At 70.0% G+C, this 15,978-nt stretch carries 15 protein-coding genes; 8 read left to right on the forward strand and 7 right to left on the reverse strand.

Going from position 1 to position 15,978, the window contains the following annotated elements; translation table 11 throughout:
* Nucleotides 1-73 precede the first annotated feature (73 nt).
* The 5 genes from ACFSKW_RS00980 to ACFSKW_RS01000 all read left to right on the forward strand — a co-directional run bounded on the left by ACFSKW_RS00980 (nt 74) and on the right by ACFSKW_RS01000 (nt 6,059).
* Nucleotides 74-1,237 (forward strand): amidohydrolase, encoded by a 1,164-nt coding sequence (locus ACFSKW_RS00980; protein ID WP_379568080.1) that lies wholly within the window; start codon nt 74-76, stop codon nt 1,235-1,237.
* 237 nt (nt 1,238-1,474) lie between these two features.
* A complete protein-coding gene (locus ACFSKW_RS00985; protein ID WP_379568082.1) occupies nt 1,475-2,863 on the forward strand; it encodes a hypothetical protein in 1,389 nt (462 codons plus the stop codon).
* 571 nt (nt 2,864-3,434) lie between these two features.
* Complete coding sequence (locus tag ACFSKW_RS00990; RefSeq protein WP_379568084.1) at nt 3,435-4,724, forward strand: outer membrane protein assembly factor BamB family protein; 1,290 nt, start codon at nt 3,435-3,437, stop codon at nt 4,722-4,724.
* Between the two features lie 17 nt (nt 4,725-4,741).
* Nucleotides 4,742-5,224 (forward strand): metallophosphoesterase family protein, encoded by a 483-nt coding sequence (locus tag ACFSKW_RS00995; protein WP_379568086.1) that lies wholly within the window; start codon nt 4,742-4,744, stop codon nt 5,222-5,224.
* Between the two features lie 76 nt (nt 5,225-5,300).
* Nucleotides 5,301-6,059, forward strand: coding sequence for an IclR family transcriptional regulator (locus ACFSKW_RS01000; RefSeq protein ID WP_379568088.1), 759 nt, complete (start codon nt 5,301-5,303; stop codon nt 6,057-6,059).
* A gap of 50 nt (nt 6,060-6,109) precedes the next feature.
* Here the strand turns inward: ACFSKW_RS01000 and ACFSKW_RS01005 are convergent, their stop codons facing one another.
* From ACFSKW_RS01005 to melA, 4 genes are read right to left on the reverse strand one after another with little or no spacing between them, the layout of a single operon-like run.
* The gene (locus ACFSKW_RS01005) at nt 6,110-6,928 is read right to left on the reverse strand and encodes a carbohydrate ABC transporter permease (RefSeq protein ID WP_379568090.1); all 819 of its coding nucleotides are present in this window, start codon (nt 6,926-6,928) and stop codon (nt 6,110-6,112) included.
* Nucleotides 6,925-7,851 (reverse strand): carbohydrate ABC transporter permease, encoded by a 927-nt coding sequence (locus ACFSKW_RS01010; RefSeq protein WP_379568092.1) that lies wholly within the window; start codon nt 7,849-7,851, stop codon nt 6,925-6,927. The genes ACFSKW_RS01005 and ACFSKW_RS01010 overlap by 4 nt, the downstream gene beginning before the upstream one ends.
* The gene (locus tag ACFSKW_RS01015; RefSeq protein ID WP_379568094.1) at nt 7,848-9,140 is read right to left on the reverse strand and encodes an ABC transporter substrate-binding protein; all 1,293 of its coding nucleotides are present in this window, start codon (nt 9,138-9,140) and stop codon (nt 7,848-7,850) included. The genes ACFSKW_RS01010 and ACFSKW_RS01015 overlap by 4 nt, the downstream gene beginning before the upstream one ends.
* Entirely contained in the window at nt 9,137-10,426 is a 1,290-nt protein-coding gene (gene melA, locus ACFSKW_RS01020) for an alpha-glucosidase/alpha-galactosidase (protein WP_379568096.1), read from the reverse strand. The genes ACFSKW_RS01015 and melA overlap by 4 nt, the downstream gene beginning before the upstream one ends.
* 244 nt (nt 10,427-10,670) lie before the next feature.
* On the opposite strand from melA, the gene ACFSKW_RS01025 reads away from it, so the two are divergent.
* Nucleotides 10,671-11,654 (forward strand): endo alpha-1,4 polygalactosaminidase, encoded by a 984-nt coding sequence (locus ACFSKW_RS01025; RefSeq protein WP_379568098.1) that lies wholly within the window; start codon nt 10,671-10,673, stop codon nt 11,652-11,654.
* Between the two features lie 38 nt (nt 11,655-11,692).
* On the opposite strand, the gene ACFSKW_RS01030 is transcribed toward ACFSKW_RS01025, so the two are convergent.
* The 3 genes from ACFSKW_RS01030 to ACFSKW_RS01040 are packed head-to-tail and all read right to left on the reverse strand — an operon-like array spanning nt 11,693 to nt 14,536.
* Nucleotides 11,693-12,742: an amidohydrolase family protein gene (locus ACFSKW_RS01030; RefSeq protein ID WP_379568100.1), complete on the reverse strand. Its 1,050-nt coding sequence runs from the start codon at nt 12,740-12,742 to the stop codon at nt 11,693-11,695.
* 25 nt (nt 12,743-12,767) lie between these two features.
* Nucleotides 12,768-13,703, reverse strand: coding sequence for a zinc-binding dehydrogenase (locus ACFSKW_RS01035; protein ID WP_379568102.1), 936 nt, complete (start codon nt 13,701-13,703; stop codon nt 12,768-12,770).
* The gene (locus ACFSKW_RS01040; protein WP_379568104.1) at nt 13,700-14,536 is read right to left on the reverse strand and encodes a fumarylacetoacetate hydrolase family protein; all 837 of its coding nucleotides are present in this window, start codon (nt 14,534-14,536) and stop codon (nt 13,700-13,702) included. The genes ACFSKW_RS01035 and ACFSKW_RS01040 overlap by 4 nt, the downstream gene beginning before the upstream one ends.
* Before the next feature lie 178 nt (nt 14,537-14,714).
* On the opposite strand from ACFSKW_RS01040, the gene ACFSKW_RS01045 reads away from it, so the two are divergent.
* Together ACFSKW_RS01045 and ACFSKW_RS01050 are read left to right on the forward strand one after the other, a co-directional pair.
* Complete coding sequence (locus ACFSKW_RS01045) at nt 14,715-15,797, forward strand: alanine racemase (protein WP_379568106.1); 1,083 nt, start codon at nt 14,715-14,717, stop codon at nt 15,795-15,797.
* A gap of 13 nt (nt 15,798-15,810) precedes the next feature.
* A partial coding sequence (locus ACFSKW_RS01050; protein WP_379569165.1) for an SDR family NAD(P)-dependent oxidoreductase occupies nt 15,811-15,978 on the forward strand: 168 nt, incomplete at its 3' end.

Below are 15,978 nucleotides of genomic sequence, written 5' to 3' on the forward strand. Positions count from 1 at the left end.
CGCTGAGGCCGGTACCGGGGCGGGCTCCCGCAAAGGGCGGGATTTCGGCGAACAGGGAAACTAGGGTGCTGGCATGACTGAAATCCTCCTGCGCGGCGGCCGTCCATGGGGTCTCGAAGGACCGGCCGACGTGCTGGTCCGCGACGGCGTCATCGCCGACGTCGGCGCGGGTGTGGACGCGCCGTCCGCGCGCGTGGTCGACGTCTCCGGTGAGGTGGTGCTGCCCGGTCTCGTCGAGGCGCACTGCCACCTCGACAAGACCCTCTACGGGGGTCCGTGGGTCCCTCACTCGGCCGACGACACGCTGGCCGGGCGCATGTCCAACGACCTGGGCCGCAGAGCGGAGCTGGGCGTGCCGAGCGTCGAGCGGATCATCGCGCTGCTGGAGCGGATGAGCGGGTTCGGCACCACGCACGTGCGCACCCACACCGACGTCGACCCCGAGGTCGGGCTGCGCGGCGTCGAGGCGGTACGGCAGGCGGCCGACGCGCTGAACGGCCGCCTCAGCGTGACGCAGGTCGCCTTCCCCCAGCACGGTCTGCTGACCAACCCCGGCACCGCCGGCCTGCTCGAGGAGGCGCTCAAGGGCGGTGTCGAGGCCATCGGCGGGCTCGACCCGGCCGGCATCGACCGCGATCCCGTCCGTCATCTCGACGCCGTCTTCGAGCTCGCCGCGGCGTACGGCGCGCACATCGACATCCACCTGCACGACGGCGGGTCGCTGGGCATGTGGGAGCTCGAGCTGATCGCCGAGCGCACCGCGGTGACAGGGCTGGGCGGCCGGGTCACGGTCAGCCACGCCTACGCCATGGGCCAGGCCGACGAGGCCCAGCAGGGCCGCCTGGCCGAGAAGCTGGCGGCGGCGGGCGTGGCGATCGCGACGGCGGCCGTCTACAGCTTCCCCGTCCCCGCCGTGAAGGTGCTCCGCGCGGCCGGGGTCACGGTCGCGTGCGGCCACGACGGAATCCGCGACCTGTGGGGACCGTACGGCACGGGCGACATGCTGGAGCGCGCGATGCATCTGGCCTACCGGAGCACGTTCAGGCGTGACGAGGACATCGAGCTCGCGCTGGAGGCGGCGACGTACGGCGGGGCCCGCGCGCTCGGCCTGTCCGGTTACGGCCTGGCGCCGGGCGACAGGGCGGACCTGGTCGTGGTTCCCGCGAGCGGGGCGGCGGAGGCGGTCGTCGTGCACCCGCCGCGCACGCTGGTGATGAAGGAGGGCGTCATCCTCTGACCCCCGCAGAAGCGACCCTGTAACCGTTGGTACGCTTGTCGCCTTTCATGACCAACCAGCTCTTACGGGGCAATTGTGATGACGGGGCCCGGTTTTCCCCAGCAGCATCCGACGCAGCAACAGCCGCCGTGGCAGCAGGGCCCGCCGCACCCGGCCCCATGGCCGCCCGGGCACCCGTACCCTGCGCCGCCACCGCCACCGCCACCGCCGCCCAGGCGCAGGACCGGGCTGTGGGTGGTGCTGAGCGCGCTGTGCCTCGTCCTGGTCATCGCCGCAGGGGCGGGGGTCGGGCTGGTCCTGCGGGACCGGGGCTCCACGGCGCCGCCCGACCCGGCACCGACGGGAGCGGCAGGCAAGAGCCAGGCCAGCTCGGCGCCGAGCGGCAAGGAGCAGGACGCCAACACCGTCGTGGTCACCGACGAGGAGATCACCGCGCTGCTCAAGGCGCACGGCGCCGCGCTGACCTCGGGCGACGCCAAGGCGTTCACCTCGATCTTCGACCAGGAGAACACCACCCTCGTCCGCGACCAGGCCAGGCTCTTCGCCAACCTGCGCAAGATGCCACTGAGCCAGATGTCCTACGAGACGTTGTTCCGTAACGGCCGCACCGAGGACAACTTCGGGCGCGGGGTGACGTTCACCCAGGATGTCGCGTTCGTGCACCGGTTCACCGGCATCGACCTGAAGCCGGTTTCGGAGTGGTACCGCTGGACGATCGAGAAGGCCTCGGCCGACGCGCCCCTCGTCGTCACCAAGGTGGGTGGCGCGCCGCCGTCGATCAGGGGCGGCGAGGGCTCCAAGACCGTGTACTACCCGGGCCCTTGGGACATCTGGCCCGACGTGGCCGTGGTGAAGGCGGGCTCCAGCATCGTGCTCGCCAGGCCCGAGGAGGCCGCGCTCGCCAGGCGCATCGCCCCTGCCGTCGCCCAGGCCACGTCCACCGACCTGGACTTCTGGCGACGTCATGGGCCACCGGACGCGGCGGTGCCGATCGGGTTCGTGGTCGCGCTGGCCAAGGGCCAGTCCCAGCTGGGCAACCTGTTCCGCAAGGAGAAGGCGCACGAGGCGGGCGTGTCGATCCCGATGCCCAGCTGGGGCGCCGGCGGCGACATCAGGATCGGCGGCAGCCGCATCGTGCTCGACACCGCCTCGTCCTTCTTCGCCGACACGGCCGGCATCAAGGAGGTCAGCCAGCACGAGATCGCCCACTCGCTGGTGGCCAGCCTCGACAGCGCCGAGTTCTCGCTGTTCGGCAAGCCCAACTGGATCGTCGAGGGCTTCGCCGACTACGTCGCCACGCGGCACCAGCGCGTCGCCCAGGTGCGCCGCTACCAGGAGGGCCGGGCCTACCTCGCGGGACGGCTGGGCAGGCCGTTCGACGGCCGGCTGCCTGACAACGTGTTCTGGGATGACAAGAACCTGATCAACGCCCACTACTTCATGGGCAACCTCGCCATGCGCTTCATCGCGGAGAAGTACGGCGAGCGCAAGGTGGCCGAGGGCGTGGCAGCGGCGTACAAGGCGAAGGGCGGCGACGGCGAGGCGGCGCTGTTCGAGGCGCTCGGCGTGCGCAAGGCGGAGTTCGAGCGTGAGTGGGCGGCCTTCGTCCGCCGGCAACTGGCATGACGGAGGAACGCGGATGACCGATCAGCACCACGGCCACCAGCATGGCGGACGGCCCGCCGACGTCCCACCCCCGAACGGCGGACAACCTCCCTACAGTCCCCCGAACGGCGGACAACCCCCACACGGTCCCTCGTACGGCGGACAACCCCCACACGGTCCCTCGTACGGTGGACAACCCGCATACGGTCCGCCGAACAGCGGACCACCCCCCTACGGTCCGCTGAACGACGGACGGCCCGCTCACAGCCCGCCGAACCAGTCCACGCAGGGCCCACCCGCCTACGGACCCGCCACCCACGGCGGGCCCGCCTCCGGCCCGCCGAACCAGGCGCCACCTCCCTACGGGCCACCCGCCGGACCGGCGACCGGGCCTGCCTACGGGCCACCCGCCGGGCCCGCCTACGGGTCGCCCGCCGGATCGGCGACCGGGCCTTCCTACGGACCTCCCGCGGGGCCCGCGGGGCAGACCGCCCCGTCGAGCCCCCAGCCGCCGTACCCCCACCACCCGTCCGGCCCGCCGTACCCCCACCATCCGCAGCCCCCGCAGGGCAGGGCTCGCACCGCGCTGTTCGTGGTGCTCGGCCTCGTGGTGCTGCTGGCCGTGGGAACGGGCACCGCGTGGTTCGTCGCCACCACAGGGCAGCCGGGGTCCGCGCAGACCGCGCAGGAGGACACCCCGAACGGCGAAGCCAAGGCGCTCGGCCAGTGGGCGGTGCCGCTGACCAACGCCGGCAGCACCGACTTCACCACCGGCCTGGCCTTCGCCGCCTGGCTGACCGACACCGTGATCATCCGGGCCCAGAAGGACGGCCTGCTCGCCTACGACCTCGACGACGGCAAGCGGGCCTGGGGGGTGCCGTCCCCAGGGGAGCAGCTCTGCGGGGCCACCGCCGAGCTGGCCTCGGGCAAGGGCGCGGTCGCGTACGGCTCCGCCGGCGTGTGCGACCACCTGGCAGGGGTGGACGCGGCGAAGGGCCGGCTCACCTGGAAGATCGACATCCCGGCGGAGAAGTCCAGCCTGTCCAACACGCTCGCCGCGCCGCAGGTGATGGCCGCCGGCGACATGGTGGTGGTGTCGGTGGACGAGACGGTCTACGGCTACCGGCTGTCCGACGGCGGCAGGCAGTGGACCGTCGCGCCGCCCGAAGGCTGCCATCTCGAGGACGCCCACGCGGCCGCCGCCCACGTGGTGGTGATCTACGACTGCGCGTTCGGCGGCACCTCGAACCGGGTCGAGCTGCTCGATCCGCACAGCGGCAAACCGGTCAAGCGGTATCCGATGGACGAGCTCGGTCTCGGCCCTTCGGTGCTGTCGGCCGACCCCGTCATCGTCCACGTGGAGCGCGGGGGCGAGGACACGTTCGTCGCGTTCGACGGTCAGGGCCGCAAGGTCGAGGTCAGAGCCGGCCACGTCGACATGCTGACCATGAACAAGGTGGCGATGTTCGACGGCATGGCGGAGGAGTACCGCTACGCCGTCCACCAGGACCGGTTGTATCTGGCGACGTTCCCCGAGAACGTGCCGAACGAGCTGCGCTCGCGCAACACGGCGCTGGCCTTCGACCTCAAGACGGGCAGGCGGTTGTGGGAGTCGTCGGGCACCAACGCCACCAAGCTCACCTTCGTCCGCGCCGACGACAAGGGGCTGCTGGCGCTGGAGGTGGGCGACCGGCGCGACCTGGCTCCCCGGCTGGTACGGCTCGACGCCGCCTCCGGCAAGGCGACACCCGTGGCGACGCTGCCCCAGGAGTTCGGCACCGAGGGCGACAACGCCAAGGTGTTCGAGCGCGGCGGCGGCGTCCTCATCGTGCCGTGGACGTCGGTCGCCACCAAGAACGCTGTCACCTACTTCGGAGGCTGACGGGTAGGGGTCCTCTCGTGAACGTGGTGGTGCTGTCCGACACGCACGCGCCGCGCCGCTGGAAGTCGTGCCCGCCCCTGGTTGCGGCCCATCTGCGCGGCGCGGACGTGATCCTGCACGCGGGGGACGTGTGCGTGCCCTCCGTGCTGGACGAGCTGGCCGTCTTCGCGCCCGTGCACGTGGTCAAGGGCAACAACGACGGCCCCGGCGTGGTGGCGCCCGAGGTCCTGGAGCTGACCCTCGACGGGCTCAGGGTGGGCGTGATCCACGACAGCGGCCCCGCCAAGGGCAGGCTCGGGCGGATGCGCCGGCTGTTCCCCGAGGCAGACCTCGTGGTGTTCGGGCATTCGCACATCCCCCTGGACGAGTCGGGTGATGGGCTGCGCATCTTCAATCCCGGGTCGCCCACGGACCGACGCCGCCAGCCGTACGGGACGATCGGTGTGCTGACCATCGAACGCGGCGTGCTGGAGGAGGCCAGGATCGTCGCCGTGACCTGAGTCCGGGCCATCGGGAACGCGCCAAGTTCCGCATTACGCGCTAGCATTCCACAAAGCGGAACTTGAGGAGAATGCAGTGGCTGAGGCACAGTCCCCCGTCGGCAGCGTCGATCGCGCCCTGCTCATCCTGCAGGAGATCGGAAAACACAGCAGGGGCGTTACTCTCGACGAGCTCGCCACCAGGCTCGGCCTCCCCAAGAGCTCGCTGCACCGCCTGCTCGGCGCGCTCAAGCACCGCGGGTTCGCCGCCCAGCCTGAGCCCAGCGGCCCCTACTTCCTCGGCACCGAGATGCTGGCGACGGCGTTCAGGTTCTACGAGACGATGGATCTGCGCACGCTCGTGCGGCCGCTGCTGCTGAGGCTGAGCGAGGAGTTCACCGAGACCGTGCACATGGCCATGCTCGACGGCGGCGAGGTCGTCTATCTGGACAAGGTCGAGGCGGTGCGGTCGATCACGATGACCTCGGTCGTGGGCGGGCGCAACGCGGCCCACTGCACGGGCGTCGGCAAGGCGCTGCTGGCCTGGACGTATCCGACCGACGAGGCGATCAAGGCGTGGGCCGACAGGTACGGCCCGCTGTCGACAAGGACCCGTAACACGATCACCAATCCGGCGAAGCTGGCCACCCACCTCGACCAGGTGCGGCAGCGCGGATACGCGCTCGACCTGGAGGAGAACGAGCATGGTGTGCGGTGCGTGGCCGCCCCCGTCTTCATGGGGGGCGCCACGCCCGTGGCCGCGGTGAGTGTGACCGCGATCAAGGACCGCATGTCGCCCGCCAGGATGGAAGAGGTGGGCAACGTTCTCAAGCGGGCGGTGGCGGAGAAGATCTGACCGCCCGGCGGGGAGCGCGGAGCTCCCAGCCGGGCGACCTGCGCGGGACGTCAGCCCTTGACCGCTCCCGTCAGCGCCTGGACGAAGCGGCGCTGGCCGAAGAGGAACACCGCGAGCACCGGCAGCGTCGTCAGCACGGTGCCCGCCATGATCGCCGGCCAGTCCGCTCTGTGCTGGCCCTGGAAGGTCGTCAGCCCCACCTGGACCGTGTAGTTGTCCTCGGAGTTGATCGCCACCAGCGGCCAGAACAGATCGTTCCACGCCGTGATGAACGTGATGACGGCCAGCGCCGCCAGAGCGGGCCTGGCCACCGGCAGCACCACCCGGTAGAACACCGCGACGCGCGAGCAGCCGTCGATGCGCGCGGCCTCCTCCAGCTCCTTGGGGAACGACTGGAAGAAGGAGGTCATCAGGTAGATGCCCACCGCGGAGCTGAGCTGCGGCACGATCAGCGCGCCCAGCGTGTCGGTGAGCCCCACCTTGTTGAAGATCAGGAAGGTCGGGATCACCGTGAGCTGGAACGGGATCAGCGCGGTGGCGATGACCAGGACCAGGACCAGCTTGGAACCGACGAACCTGATCCTGGCGAACGCGTAGCCGGCCATGCTGCACAGCACCAGCTGGGCCAGCACGATCGCCCCCGACACGATGACGCTGTTGAGGAACCAGCGCAGGAAGTTCGAGCGCTCGATGACCGTGCGGTAGCCGCCCAGGTCGATGCCGTCGGGCCAGACCGCGGGCGGGAACCGGTTGAGCTCGGCCTGCGTCATCACCGAGCTGAGCACCAGCCAGACGAACGGCAGCAGGACCACGGCCGACATCGGCACCAGCACCAGGTGCCACTTGCTGGGCAGGTGGAGGCGTCTCATGTCGTGGCCGCCCTCCGCCGCGCGACCAGCAGGCCCGCGACGATCAGCAGCAGGGTGCCGGCGAACAGCACGTACGCCACGGCCGCGCCGTACCCGGCGGTGGAGTAGGTGAAGGCGAGCTGCCAGACGTAGTAGACGATGGTCACGGTGGCGTTGGCGGGCCCGCCCTTGGTCGTGGTCATGACCAGGTCGAAGAACTGGAGCGCGTCGATCACGCCCCAGACCGCGAGGAAGACCGTCATCGGGCGGACCGACGGGACGATGATGTGCCTGAACGTGCTCCACCGTCCCGCGCCGTCGATCGAGGCGGCCTCCATCACCTCCTTGCTGATCTCCTGGATGGCGGCCAGGTAGATCACCACGGAGAACCCGAACCGCGTCCAGAAGAAGATCAGCGTGAGGACGAGCATGGCCTGCGAGGGGCTGCTGAGCAGTCCCTGGATGGGCAGCCCCAGCTTGGCGAGCAGCCCGTTGGCCAGGCCGAAGTCGCGGTCGAAGATGAAGCCCATGAGCAGGCCCGTCGCGGTGGCCGAGACGATGTAGGGCACCAGGAAGCAGGTCCGGTAGAACCCGATCCCTCGCACCTTCCTGTTCAGCAGCACCGCGACCAGCAGGCCGGCGATCAGTGACGTGGGGATGTAGAGCACCAGCAGCAGCCCGGTGTTCCTGAGCGCCTGGAAGAACACCGGGTCCTCGAGCAGCGCCCGGTAGTTGTCGAGCCCGACGTTGCGCCCGGCCGTCATCAGGTCGGAGTCGGTGAACGACAGCGCCAGCGCCCACGCCATGGGCACCAGCGAGAACCCCAGGATGACCAGCGTCGCCGGCCCGGCGAAGGACCAGCCGGCGATGTTGTCGCCGAGCTTCCTGCGGTCCTTGGGACGCCTGCGTGGGGCGGCGGAGGCGCTGAGCGCGGTGGTGCTCATGAGCCTGGTACGGCCAGCGCCGCGTCCGACTTGGTGGCCGCCTCGTCGAGCGCCGTCTTGGCGTCGCTCTTGCCCAGCAGGGTCTGCGCGATGGCCTCGGCCACGAAGGCGGACACCCGCGGATACCTGGTGGTGGCCGGCCTGACCCGCTTGGCGTTGGCGAGGTTGGCCGAGATCACGTCGATGCCGGGGTACTTGTCCAGGTAGTCCTGGTAGCCGGGCAGCTTGGTGATCGACTCCCTGATCGGCAGCGAGCCCGTGTCGCTCATCCACACCAGTTGCTGCTGGGCGGCCGTCAGCCAGGCCAGGAAGGTGGCCGAGGCCTTCACCCTGCGCTCGTCGTGGTCGAAGACCACCCAGTTGTCGGGACCCGAGATCGTCTCGTGGTTGCCGTTGGTGCCGGGCAGCGGCGAGACACCGTAGTCGACCTTCGCCGCCTGCAGGTCGGGCAGCACCCACGGCCCGGAGAGGAACAGGCCGAGCCTGCCCGACTCGAACAGCTTCTGCCCCTTCTCCGCGGGGCTGGAGTCGAGGTAGACGGACTTGTCGTCGACGGCCATGGAGCGCAGCCTGCCGAGGGCCTGCTGGCCCGCCGCGGAATTGAAGACGGCCTTCTTGTTGTCGGGCGCGAGGATGTCGCCGCCGGCCTGCCAGACCATCGGCCACAGGCCCCAGACCGCCTCCTCCCCGCCGCTGATCGGCCAGGTGGTGCCGAAGACGCCGTCCTTGGCGTTGGTGGCCTGTTTGGCTATGGTCCTGAAGTCGTCCCAGGTCCAGTCCGCCGCGGGCGGCTGGACACCCGCCTTGGCCAGCACCTTCTTGTTGTAGAGGACGACCATGTTGTCGACGACCGCGGGGAAGCCGATGACCTTGCCCTGGATGGTGACGGCCTCGCGCTCGTTGGCCCAGAAGTCGTCCCAGCGGACGGCCGGGTCCTTCACGAACTCCGTGAGGTCGGCGGTCTTCGGGTTCCTGGCGATGTTGGGCGCCCACGAGCCGTAGAGGTAGGCGATGTCCGGGTAGGCGTCAGAGGTGAGCGCCGCGGTGATCTTGGGCAGCATGCCGTCCGCCGTGGCTCCGCCGGACTCGGTGTTGACCCTGATGTCCGGGTGGCTCTGGTTGAACTGCTCGACCAGCTTCTCGATCGACTTGGCGGAGGCGTCCTCCTGGCCGTGCCAGATGGTGATCTCGACAGGCCCGCCCGCCGTCTGCTCGTCCCGCGTCGCGCCACCGCCGCAGCCGGTGGCGACCAGGGCGACGACCGCGGCGGCGGCCAGCGCGCGCCTCATCGGACGCCCTCGGGAAGCAGGTCGCCGTGGGCCGCGATCATCTCGTCCACGAGATCGTGGATCTGCTGGAGCGTGAGCGTCGCCGAAGCGTTGGGATCAAGCATGGCGGCATGGTAGACGTGGTCGCGGCGTCCTTCGAGCGCCGCCCTCACGGCCAGCTCGCCCACGTTCAGGAACGTCCTGTTCAGCGCGGCCAGCTGGGGCGGCAGCTCGCCGATCCTGGTCGGGCGCATCCCCGACCTGTCCACCAGGCACGGCACCTCGACGCACGCGTCGTCGGGCAGGTTGGCGATCAGGCCGTCGTTGCGCACGTTGCCGTGGACGACCCTCGTCGTACCGGTCTCGATCGAGTGGATGACCTCGGATGCCAGCTCCATGGCGGGCGCGATCTCGACGCCCTCCCCCGCGGCCAGACTGCGCCTGGTCTCCTCGTAGGTGTCGAGGTTCTCCTCCGACCAGCGCAGGTAGATCTCGACCGGGATGCGGAACTGCTCGACCTGGTCGTCGTGGTGCAGGAACCAGGGCAGGTACTCCGAGCCGTGCTCGCTCGACTCGGTGGGGAAGTAGCCGAAGCGGCGGTACATCTCCACCCTGACCGTCCTGCGCAGCTCGGGGTCGCCGGCGATGACCTCGTCGAGGGCCGGGTACAGGTTCTGGCCCTTGTGCTCGAACTTCAGCACGAACGCCTGGTGGTTGGCGCCGGCGGTGACGAACGAGACCTCCTCCTCCGGCATGCCCACCAGCGAGGCCAGCCTGGCCTGCGTGTCGCGGACGGAGTGGCAGAGGCCGACCACGTTCTTGAACGGCGTTCCCTGGTAGACCGCGCGGGGGATCATCGCCATCGGGTTGGTGTAGTTGAGCAGCAGCGCGCCCGGCGCCAGCTCGGCCAGGTCGTTGCCCAGTCCCACCATCACCGGAATCGTGCGGAGCGCCCGGAAGATGCCGCCGATGCCGAGAGTGTCGGCTATGGTCTGGCGCAGGCCGTAGCGACGGGGGATCTCGAAGTCGACACGGGTGGCGGCGTGTCCGCCTACGGCGATCTCGTTGATCACGTAGTCGGCGCCGTCCACGGCGGCTCGGCGGTCGAGGTGCGCCTCGACCTTGGCACCCAGCCCGAGCTCCGTGACCATCCAGTTGGCCATGGCCTCGGCCGTGGCCAGCCGCTCAGGGTCGATATCGTGCAGTACCAGGGTGGATTCCCCGAGCTCCGGAAATGTCAGGATGTCGGAGAGGACGTTCTTGGTGAACTCGACGCTGCCGGCGCCGATGAAGACGATGCGTGCCATGGGGTTCCCTCCACAGAGCACGGCGGGCGAGAGGGCCCACTGCGTGCGGTGAGTATAGCCATCCATCCGCGATACAGACTAGGGTTCCGCAATGCGGAAAGATCTGGCTGGCGCGGAGGACTGGCGCTGTTCATCCGTTTTGCGGAATTCTCGACATCAAGACGAAGGTTGACAACCTCCGATCTTGGCCGATTTCCTTAATGGCGGAATATCATTCCGCTATATGGAATAGAAGGTGAGTGCGTTGATCAGCCTCCGATCTCTCTACACACGGGTGACCGCGGTCACGGCCTTACTGCCGGTCGCCGCGCTCGGCCTCACGGCGTCCGCCGAGGCGGCGACGGCAGCCGCCCCGAGCTCCGCCAAGGGCTCCGCGACCTCGGCGATCTGGCGCCCGCCGGTACAGAGCCGCTGGCAGTACCAGCTCCAGGGCAACAAGGCCTTCGCCTCGACCGGCGGCATCAACGTCAACATCTGCGAGGTCCCGCAGACCGGCGGCGCCTGCGTGCGCCCGACCGTCTTCGACATCGACCTGTACGTCGACGCCGAGATCGCGGGCAACAACACCACGCTCAACACGGCCGGCGTCAACGCCATCCACGCCAAGGGCGCCAAGGCCGTCTGCTACATCGACGCCGGGTCGATCGAGGAGTTCAGGCCCGACTACCAGCAGTTCGTCGACTGGCACAAGAGCCACGGCAACTCCCTGCTCGGCAACCCGTTCAGCGAGGAGTTCCCGAACGAGCGCTGGGCCAACATCAACAACGACAAGGGCCAGCGCGACTTCCTGCTGAAGATGATGGAGCCCCGCGTCGACAAGTGCGTCCAGGCCGGGTTCGACGGGGTCGAGTTCGACGTCGTGCACGCCCACGAGGAGGGCAAGGAGGTCACCGGCTGGGACATCAGCCCGGAGACCCAGCTGATCTACAACAGGGCCCTGGCGGACCTGGCCCACAGGAAGGGCCTGTCCGTCGCGTTGAAGAACGACCTCAGCCAGATCGACGACCTGGTGTCGGTCTTCGACTACGCGGTCAACGAGGAGTGCTTCCAGTTCAAGGAGTGCGCCGACCTGTCTGCCTTCGTCCGTGCGGGCAAGCCGGTCTTCCAGGTGGAGTACAAGACCTCGCCCGGCAGCTTCTGCACCAAGGCGAACCAGCTCAAGTTCAACTCCATCAAGAAGGCGACCGACTACTCGTTGTTCGACAAGCCGTACAAGCCGTGTAAGTGAGGACGCGCGGTGGCCCTGCCGCGCGCGGGGCCACCCGTTCACGCCAGCCTCGGCACGAGTCTGAGCGCGTTGCCTGCGTAGACCTGCCCGAGCACGTCGTCGGGCAGGTCGAGCCCGCTGATGCTCCAGCGGCCCATCAACGGCGGGTCCTCCGTGGAGTGGGCGAAGGCCTCGTCGGCGGTCTCCATGAATCGGAAGTGGATGCGGTGGACATCGGGATCGGGTGGGATCTCATCCGTCCCGAACAGGACCCGGTCGGGGTGGCGCAGCACCAGCTCGCGCGTCGCGCGCGGGGCACGCCCCAGCTCGGCGATGCGGGCGGCGACGTCGATGTGGAAGTTGGGATACCGCTCCAGCATGCCGCCGACCCAGCCGAGGTTCTCCGGCCAGCATCCCGCGTGAACACCGATCACCGTCGTCGCGGGATGGGCCGCGACCATCGACTCCATGGCCTCCATCAGCCGCTCGAAGCGGGGGAACTCGGGCCCTGAGAACGCCCAGTCGGGGCGTGCCGCGAGCTGCTCGAGCCGCTCGTTCCGCTCGTCGATCGGCTGGAAGAAGGCGACGGGGTCGGCGGTGTGCAGGGCGATCGGGACGCCCAGCTCCCCCGCCGCCGCCCACAGCGGCGCGAGCCGTTCGTCGTCGAGCATGACCAGCTCGCCGCGGTGGTCGCGGCGCCGCAGTCCGACGTCCTTCCATACCTTGAGCCCGGCCGCGCCCTCGGCGACCGAGGCGCGCAGCTGCTCGGCCAGCCGTTCGCCGAAGCCGGAGCAGGGCTCGGCGGTCCGCGACCAGTCGACGTGGCAGAACGTGGCGAACCTGCCCGGATGGGCGGCGTCGTAACGTTCCAGATTCGCGGCGAGCTCCCTGCCCCAGCGGCCGTCGAGGTTGACCATGCCGCGCAGGTTGAGCGCGTCCATCGTCGCCAGCAGCGCGGGCACGTCCCGGACCATCCAGTCGCCGTCGTCGGTGAGCCAGCGGCCGAGGTGGATGTGGGCGTCCACGGCAGGCACGCGGGCCCGGTCGACGAGGTTGACCGGCACGGTGAGCTGGGAGATCGGTCGGTACTGGGAGAGGGAGATGTCCACGGCTACCTCGGTTCAGGGGGTGAGCTCAGGGGGTGAGCAGGGCCTTGACGGGAACGGTGTGACCGTTCATCAGCGTGGTGAAGACCACCGCTCCCTCGATCAGCGGGAAGGTGTCGACCCAGCTGAGGTCCCAGCCGCCGACCAGCTCGGCGGCGGCGGCGAAGTCCGCGTCGGTGTAGGCGAACGAGCCGAGCACCCGCTTCTCGCCACGCACGAGCCCCGCGGCGTCGAAGCCCGCGTCGGCGGCTGCCAGTCCGAGCCACACCGCGACCCCGCCGGGCCGTAGCAGCGTCAGAGACCGCTCGTGGGTGACGGCGGCGCCCACCGCGTCGAAGATCACGTCGTACTCGCCGGTCAGCTCCGCCACGGCCGCGTCCGCGCCGAGGCGGCCCGCGATCACGCGGCGGCTCTCCGAACGGTCGGCCACCTCGATCCTGGTGGCCCCGCCCGAGAGGGCGACCTGCAGGCAGGCCAGGCCGATCGCCCCCGCGCCGATGATGCCCACGCGGGCGCCCGCCGGAGCTCCGGCCAGCGACCAGGCGTGCACCGCGTTCGCGGCCGGTTCCACGATGCCCGCCGCCGTCCAGTCCAGCTCCGTGGGCAGCGCGGTGACGGCCGCGGAGGGTACGGCCACGCGCTCGGCGAATCCGCCCGGCCGGTGCACGCCGACGATCCGCCGCTCCCTGCACACGTTCCGCAACCCCATCGCGCACACGTCGCACGTGCCGCACGACAGGATCGGGTTGACGATCACCTGCGTCCCGTCGTCCGTACGGCCGGCGAACTCGTGCCCCATCACCAGCGGCGGCACCCGGAAGCCGGGCGTCTTGACCCCGTGCAGCTCGCTCCCGCAGATGCCCGAGGTGACCACGTGGACCAGGACGTCGCCGTCACCGACCTCCGGCTCGGCCACGTCGCGGATCTCGACGACGCCGGGACCGGTGAACACCAATGCCTTCAACGCGGGCCTCCTGCCACGGGGTTGCTCAACGTGCCGATGCCTTCGACGCCCACCTCGACGGTGTCGCCCGGACGCAGGGACCTGCGCGGATCCATGAACTCGCCGCAGCCCCACGGGGTGCCGGTCAGGACGAGGTCACCGGGTTCGAGGGTGAAGGCGCGCGAGCAGTAGGCCAGCAGTTCGGCGACGCCGAACAGCATCTCGGCCGTGCTCGAGTCCTGCACGGTCTCGCCGTTGACGGCCGTCCACAGCCGCAGTGCCTGCGGGTCGCCGAGCTCGTCAGGGGTCACGATGGCGGGGCCGAGGGGACAGAAGGTGTCCAGGCTCTTGCCGCGCGTCCACTGGCCGTCGGCGAACTGCAGGTCGCGGGCCGAGACGTCGTTGGCCACGGTGTATCCGGCCACGCCCGCCAGCGCCTGCGAGGGGCTCGCGTGGCGCAGCGGGGTCCCGATGACCGCCGCCAGTTCGACCTCCCAGTCCACCCGCTCGGTCAGGTCGGCGTCGATGACGATGGGCTCACCGGGGCCGATCACGCTGGAGGGGAACTTGGCGAACATCAGCGGGCGCTCGGGCTTGTCCATCCCGGCCTCACGGATGTGGTCGAGGTAGTTGAGGCCGATCGCCACGATCTTTCCCGGGCGCAGGGGTGCCACGGGTGTCGCTCCGGCGAGCGGCCTGGCGGCCGAGACCGCCAGGCGGTCCACCTCCTCCTGCCCCTCCGCCAGGACCGCGTTCAGCGGGGTGCCCGGGGGAACGTCCAACGCGTACCAGAGTCCCTCACGCTCCGTCGCGGCGAATCGGGCTTCGCCGACACGCACGGTGCCGAGTCTCATTGCGTGCTCCTAATTCCGCAATACAGAATGCTGTTCCGAATCAGCGCAAGAACACCAGCATGCGGTGCGGCTGTCAAGAGGCTTCCGCAGCCACTAGGCAATTCTGTGATACGGAATGCTGGTGCGCTATGCGGAATTGATGCTACTTTCGTCGGAACTTCGAGAGGGGCGGACTGCGATGTACCCCGAGATCGACACTCCCGCGCTCGTCATCGACCTCGACGTGGTCAGAACCAACGTGACGGAGATGGCCAAGGTGGCGGCGCGCAACGGCGTCAGGCTGCGGCCGCACATCAAGACGCACAAGATGCCCGAGCTGGCCAGGATGCAGCTCGAGGCAGGAGCGAGCGGCATCACGTGCGCCAAGCTGGGCGAGGCGGAGATCATGGCCGACGCCGGGATCGACGACATCCTGCTGGCCTTTCCCCTCTGGGGAGAGCCGAAGCTGCGTCGCCTGGCCGCACTGCGCGAGCGCGCCAGAGTGCGGGTCAGCCTCGACTCCCCCGACGTCGCCGCGGCGCTCGGCCGACTGGGCGGGCCGCCCGTCGAGGTGCTGGTGGAGGTCGACACCGGCCAGCACCGCCTGGGCCGCCCGCCGGGCCGGCCCACCGCCGACCTGGTCGCCGAGATCGCCGCGATCCCCGGCATCGAGGTCGTGGGGCTGCTCACGCTGGCCGGCCACGCCTACCACTCCCGCACCCCCGGCGAGCTGGCCGCGACCGCCCGCCGCGAGGGTACGGACCTGGTGTCCACCGCCGAGATGTGCGCCCGCGACGGCATCGAGCTGCGCGAGATCAGCGTCGGCTCCACGCCCACCGCCAGGCACGTCGCCGGAGTGGCGGGAGTGACCGAGATCAGGCCCGGCACCTACATCTTCAACGACGCCTCGATGATGCGCCTGGGCGTGGCGACCGAGGCCACCACCGCCGCCCGCGTGCTGGCCACCGTCATCGCCCGGCCCACCCCCGAGCGCGTGGTCTTCGACGCGGGGACCAAGTGCCTCACCTCCGACGGGAGCGGCTCGCCCGACTGGATCAGGGTCGCGGGCGTGCCGTACGCGCACATGGAGTTCCTGAACGAGGAGCACGCCGTCGCCCAGCTGGAGCCCGGCCACCACGGCGAGCTGCCCGTGGGGACGCGGGCGATGCTCATCCCGAGCCACGCCTGCTCCGTCGTCAACCTCTTCGACATCGCCCACTGCGTCGAAGATGGACAGGTCATCACCGAGCTACGCGTCGCGGCCCGCGGCGCGGTGCGCTGAGAGCAGGAGAACCATGCGCGGACTCGCCGGCAAGCGAGTGCTGGTCAGCGGCGGCAGCAGCGGCATCGGTGCCGCCACCGCCCGCAGATTCCTCGAGGAAGGAGCCAGGGTCGTGCTCGGCGGGCTCGACCACGCCGAGGTCGAGGCCACCGTGGCCGAGCTGTCGGCGCTGGGCGAGGTG

This window comes from Nonomuraea mangrovi (genome assembly GCF_042681425.1).
Classification (GTDB): Bacteria; Actinomycetota; Actinomycetes; order Streptosporangiales; family Streptosporangiaceae; genus Nonomuraea; species Nonomuraea mangrovi.